General features: G+C 31.7%; 7 protein-coding genes. 5 read left to right on the top strand and 2 right to left on the bottom strand.

The genetic code is table 11. The annotated features are described in order from the left end of the window. Positions 1-224 (top strand): IS3 family transposase (locus L866_RS0107930; RefSeq protein WP_025728502.1); only part of this gene is annotated, 224 nt, incomplete at its 5' end. 220 nt (positions 225-444) lie between these two features. Here L866_RS0107930 and L866_RS0107925 read toward each other — a convergent pair. Further along, complete coding sequence (locus L866_RS0107925; protein ID WP_025730821.1) at positions 445-1,632, bottom strand: cation:dicarboxylate symporter family transporter; 1,188 nt, start codon at positions 1,630-1,632, stop codon at positions 445-447. A 219-nt stretch (positions 1,633-1,851) separates the two neighbouring features. Here L866_RS0107925 and L866_RS0107920 point away from each other — a divergent pair, with 219 nt between their 5' ends. The 4 genes from L866_RS0107920 (at position 1,852) to L866_RS0107905 (ending at position 4,852) form a co-directional block, all read left to right on the top strand. After that, complete coding sequence (locus tag L866_RS0107920) at positions 1,852-2,580, top strand: metal ABC transporter ATP-binding protein (protein WP_025730819.1); 729 nt, start codon at positions 1,852-1,854, stop codon at positions 2,578-2,580. After that, positions 2,577-3,422 (top strand): metal ABC transporter permease, encoded by an 846-nt coding sequence (locus tag L866_RS0107915; protein WP_025730817.1) that lies wholly within the window; start codon positions 2,577-2,579, stop codon positions 3,420-3,422. The genes L866_RS0107920 and L866_RS0107915 overlap by 4 nt, the downstream gene beginning before the upstream one ends. Next, on the top strand, positions 3,415-4,425 hold the full coding sequence (locus L866_RS0107910; RefSeq protein WP_025730815.1) for a metal ABC transporter substrate-binding lipoprotein: 1,011 nt from the start codon (positions 3,415-3,417) through the stop codon (positions 4,423-4,425). Before L866_RS0107915 ends, L866_RS0107910 begins: the two co-directional genes overlap by 8 nt. Before the next feature lie 106 nt (positions 4,426-4,531). Beyond that, positions 4,532-4,852 (top strand): heavy metal-binding domain-containing protein, encoded by a 321-nt coding sequence (locus L866_RS0107905; protein ID WP_025730813.1) that lies wholly within the window; start codon positions 4,532-4,534, stop codon positions 4,850-4,852. 91 nt (positions 4,853-4,943) lie between these two features. Here the strand turns inward: L866_RS0107905 and L866_RS0107900 are convergent. Beyond that, a partial coding sequence (locus L866_RS0107900) for an IS3 family transposase (protein ID WP_025728502.1) occupies positions 4,944-5,167 on the bottom strand: 224 nt, incomplete at its 5' end.

The following is a 5,167-nucleotide window of genomic DNA, read 5'->3' as shown; positions in this document are numbered from 1 at the left end:
CTCAATTTATTAAGGATCACCAAGCCATTCAAAGTATGTCACGTGTAGGAAAATGTATCGATAATGGTCCAATGGAAAACTTTTTTGGCATGCTCAAATCAGAATTATATTATTTAAATAAATATGATACATTTGAAAGTTTAACAAAAGATATTGATCAATATATTCATTTCTTTAACACTAAACGAATCACATTAAAGATGGGTTTAGCTATTCCAGCATAAAAAAACACCTATGGATGAAAAACCATAGGTGCATAAAATTTATTTTTTTACCTGTCTACTTGACAGGGAGCAGTTCAATTCATAATGATTCTCTTATTTTTATTATTTAAAGGCCTTTTGTCCCAGCCTCACCTCATCATCAACCCTATTTGACAAAGAGCCAAAAGTTGTTTATTTAAAAAAATGAAAAGAAAATGATTAAATCTTTCTGTTGACTTTATTATTTTAAGCGCGATGCAATTTTTTCAATAATGAGCAATAAAGCATTATCTCCAGAAACGTTAGCAGCGGTTCCAAAACTATCTTGAGTTATATAAAGAGAAATAGCTAATTCTTGCATGACACCTGCAGTAATTCCTACAATAGGCAAGAAAGGTAGTGCGCTCATAATCGCCCCTCCAGGAGCACCGGGAGCTGCAACCATAGCAATTCCTAAAATCATAATAAATCCTAAAGCAGTTGTCATCGACAAAGGTAATTCAAACATGAGCGTTATAGCTGTGACACATGACGTAATGGTTATCATACTTCCTGCCAAGTGAATAGTCGCTGATAAAGGAATGACGAATTGCCGTAATTCCTGCGAAGTGCCATTTTTTTCAGCGCATAATAAATTGACAGGAATGGTGGCTGCGCTGGATTGAGTGCCAATAGCGGTTAAATATCCAGGTATTTGATTTTTTAAATAGACCAACGGATTTTTTTTATTTAATATGCCTGCAACAGAAAACATAAATACTAAATAAATTAAATGTAAGAGTAAAATAATACCAAATACTTTTCCAAAAATAATTAAAATCGTGAAAACCTGGCCAGAATAAGAAAGATTTAAAAAATTAGAAAAGATGTAAATCGGTAAAAATGGAATAACGATGCGTTCTAAAATATTCAAAATAATCGTGTTGAAATCAGAAAAAATTTCGAATAATGCTTGTCCTTTGCCTTTTTTTCGAAGTGAAGATATTCCTAAACCTAAAATAAAAGAAAATAAAACTGCACTAGTAACATCTAACATAGGACTTAGAGGAATCATGAAGTAGGGAGTTAAAATAGCTTCTTGATTTTTCAAAGTTTGCACCATCTCATTTGTTATAAAAGAAGGGAAAATAGCTTTTGAACTAAAAAAAGCAAACATGCCTGCACAAACTGTTGATGAATATGCAATACCAGCTGTAATAGCTAATAGTTTACCAGCGTTCTCTGTTAATTCAGCAACTCCCTTAACTATAAAAGCAATGATCATTAAAGGAATAATAAAATTAAGAAAAGTGCTAAATCCACTAGCGATTGTTACGATACTTCTAAAAACATTTTCAGGAATGACTGTAATTTGCCCCATTCCAATACCTAATATAATGGCAATTATTAATCGGACAATAAGATTTGGCTCTCTAATTTTTGAAAACATAAAATTTCCCCTTTTTATAATAAATTTAGTGAAGTATGTTCTATTATAATAAAAAAATTAGAAAAAGAAAGCATAAATTTGAAATTTTCTAATTGTTTATTTATCTTAAGCTAATTATATAAAATAAATAAAGTCTTTATAATAATTTTAAGTTGACTTAATTTTGTCGTTATTGTATGATATGGTTATTCTAGATTAAGAAAACGTGAGGTGTAACGAGTGCTCGAAGTTAAAAATGTTTCAGTGACTTATAATAATCAAGTTCAAGCATTGTCAAACATTAACTTAAAAATAGCCGAACCAAGCATTATTGGTGTGATTGGACCAAACGGTGCAGGTAAGTCAACCTTAATTAAGGCAATGTTGCATGTTATCCCATTTGAGGGTGACGTGTTAATTGACAACGATTCAATAAAAAGTCAATTAAAAGAAATTGCTTATATTGAACAAAAAAGCAATTTAGACTTTTCGTTTCCAATTACGGTACGAGATTGTGTATCATTAGGAACATATCCAAATGTTGGTGTGTTCAAAAGATTGAAGGCTAAAGATTGGAAAGATGTTGACTATGCTATAGAGCAGGTCGGATTATCTGAATTTAAAAGTCGTCAAATTAGTGAATTGTCTGGTGGACAATTTCAACGTGTGTTGATGGCACGTTGCTTAGTTCAACAAGCTAAGTATATTTTCTTAGACGAACCGTTTGTTGGGATTGATGCAGTAAGTGAACAAATCATCATGGAAACACTCATTCGTTTAAAAGAAGATGGGAAAACCATTATCATTGTGCATCATGATTTAAGTAAGGTCAGAACTTATTTTGATCAACTTATCATTTTAAATAAAGAGCTAATTACTTTTGGACCAGTAGACGATGTATTCACAAAAGAAAATCTTATAAGTGCTTATGGTGATAATATATTTGTGGATGCTGGAGGTGCAAAATGATACAGAGCTTTATTAGTGGTTTATATGAGTTTCACTTTATGCAGAATGCCTTAGTGACAGCTGTTGTAATTGGTATTATATCTGGAGTAGTTGGATGCTTTATTATTTTACGCGGCATGTCATTAATGGGAGATGCAATCTCTCATGCGGTTCTACCAGGAGTGGCTTTATCTTACATTTTAGGCATTAATTTTTTCATAGGAGCAATTATTTTTGGCTTATTAGCCTCAGTGATTATTACCTACATTAAAGGAAATAGCCAAATTAAAGGAGATACAGCCATTGGTATTACGTTTAGTTCATTTTTAGCCTTAGGTGTTATTTTAATCAATGTAGCTAAAAGTTCAACTGACTTATTCCATATTCTTTTTGGTAATATCTTAGCGGTTCAAGATATAGATAAATGGATTACGATAGGCGTATCAATTGTTGTTTTATTAGCTATTATTTTATTTAGAAAAGAGCTACTTTTAACATCATTTGATCCTTTAATGGCGAGAGCTTTAGGAATGCGCGTGAATTTTTATCATTATTTATTAATGGTATTATTGACGTTAGTAGCTGTAACTGCTATGCAAAGTGTCGGAACGATTTTAATTGTTGCGATGCTAATCACACCTGCAGCAACTGCTTACTTATTTAGTAATAGTTTGTACAAAATGATGGCTTTATCTGCCTTTTTAGGTGCTTTTAGTTCAGTACTTGGACTTTTCTTAGGTTACACATTCAATGTAGCAGCTGGTAGTTCAATTGTATTAACATCAGCTTTCATCTTTTTAATTAGTTTCTTTATATCACCAAAACAAAAATTTATAAAAAGGAAGGTAAAAATAAATGAATAATACATGGAAAACAAGTAAACAATCAACTTTTAGTTTTTTACTTAAACTAGTTGCGATGTTATCGTTAGTGATGATGTTAGGAGCTTGTGGTAATAGTGCCTCGACATCAAAAACAGATGATACAAAACAAACAACTGAAAAAGCAGAAAATATGGACAGCGAGGGTAAATTAAAAGTTGTCGTAACGAACTCAATCTTAGCAGATATTACAAAAAATATTGCTGGAGACTTAATCGATTTACACAGTATTGTGCCAATCGGACAAGATCCTCATGAATATGAACCACTACCAGAAGACGTTCAAAAAACAACTCGTGCGGACTTAATTATTTATAACGGAATTAACTTAGAAACAGGTGGAAATGCTTGGTTCACTAAATTAGTTAAAAACGCAAATAAAGAAGAGAACAAAGATTACTTTGCTGCTTCAGATGGTGTAGAAATTATCCATTTAGAAGGTAAAGGTGAAGAAGGTAAAGAGGATCCACATGCATGGTTAAACTTAGAAAATGGAATCATTTACGCACAAAATATTGCTAAACAATTAATTGCTAAAGATCCAGAAAATAAAGATGCATATGAAAAGAACTTAAAAGCTTATACTGAAAAATTAGATGAATTAGATAAAGAAGCAAAAGAAAAATTCAATAATATTCCAGATTCTAAAAAATTAATCGTTACAAGTGAAGGATGTTTTAAATACTTCTCTAAAGCTTATGGTGTTCCAAGTGCCTACATTTGGGAAATCAATACAGAAGAAGAAGGTACTCCAGATCAAATTAAAGATTTAGTACGTAAATTACGTGAATCAGAAGTTCCAGCATTATTTGTTGAAAGTTCAGTTGATGATCGTCCAATGAAGACCGTTTCTAAAGATGCCGGTGTTCCAATTTTTGCTAAAATCTTTACAGACTCTGTAGCTAACCCAGGTGAAGAAGGCGATAGCTACTACGCTATGATGAAATGGAATTTAGATAAAATTTCAGAAGGTTTAGCACAATAGTCAAATAAAATAGCTTCTCTCCCAAGTGGTCCATATTATGGGCCACTTTTTTTTGACTTCGTTTTAGGTGATAGATATAATAAATTCAGAAAGAGGTGTTCATTAAATGATTATTACAACAACGCAAATGATTCAAAATAAAGAAATTTTGGAATACAAAGGAATTGTATTTGGAGAAGTTATTACGGGAATTAATATTTTTAAAGATTTTGCAGCGGGAATCCGTAATGTATTGGGTGGAAGATCAAAAGGCTATGAAAATGAATTAATTGGAGCACGTGAAAAAGCAATTGAAGAGTTAGAAAAACGTGCGTTGAATATGGACGCTGATGCAGTAGTGGGATTGAAGTTTGATTATGAAGTATTAGGTGCAGATAATGGTATGCTATTAATTACATGTAGTGGTACAGCTGTTAAATTAAAATAAATAGAGAGCAGTCGATTGAACTGCTCCCTGTCAAGTAGACAGGTAAAAAATAAATTTTATGCACCTATGGTTTTTCATCCATAGGTGTTTTTTATGCTGGAATGGCTAACCCCATCTTTAAGGTGATTCGTTTAGTGTTAAAGAAATGAATATATTGATCAATATCTTTTGTTAAACTTTCAAATGTATCATATTTATTTAAATAATATAATTCTGATTTGAGCATGCCAAAAAAGTTTTCCATTGGACCATTATCGATACATTTTCCTACACGTGACATACTTTGAATGGCTTGGTGATCCTTAATAAATTGAG

The organism is Atopobacter phocae ATCC BAA-285 (genome assembly GCF_000526675.1).
Lineage (GTDB): Bacteria > Bacillota > Bacilli > Lactobacillales > Aerococcaceae > Atopobacter > Atopobacter phocae.
This window is presented reverse-complemented; position numbering and strand designations above follow the sequence as displayed.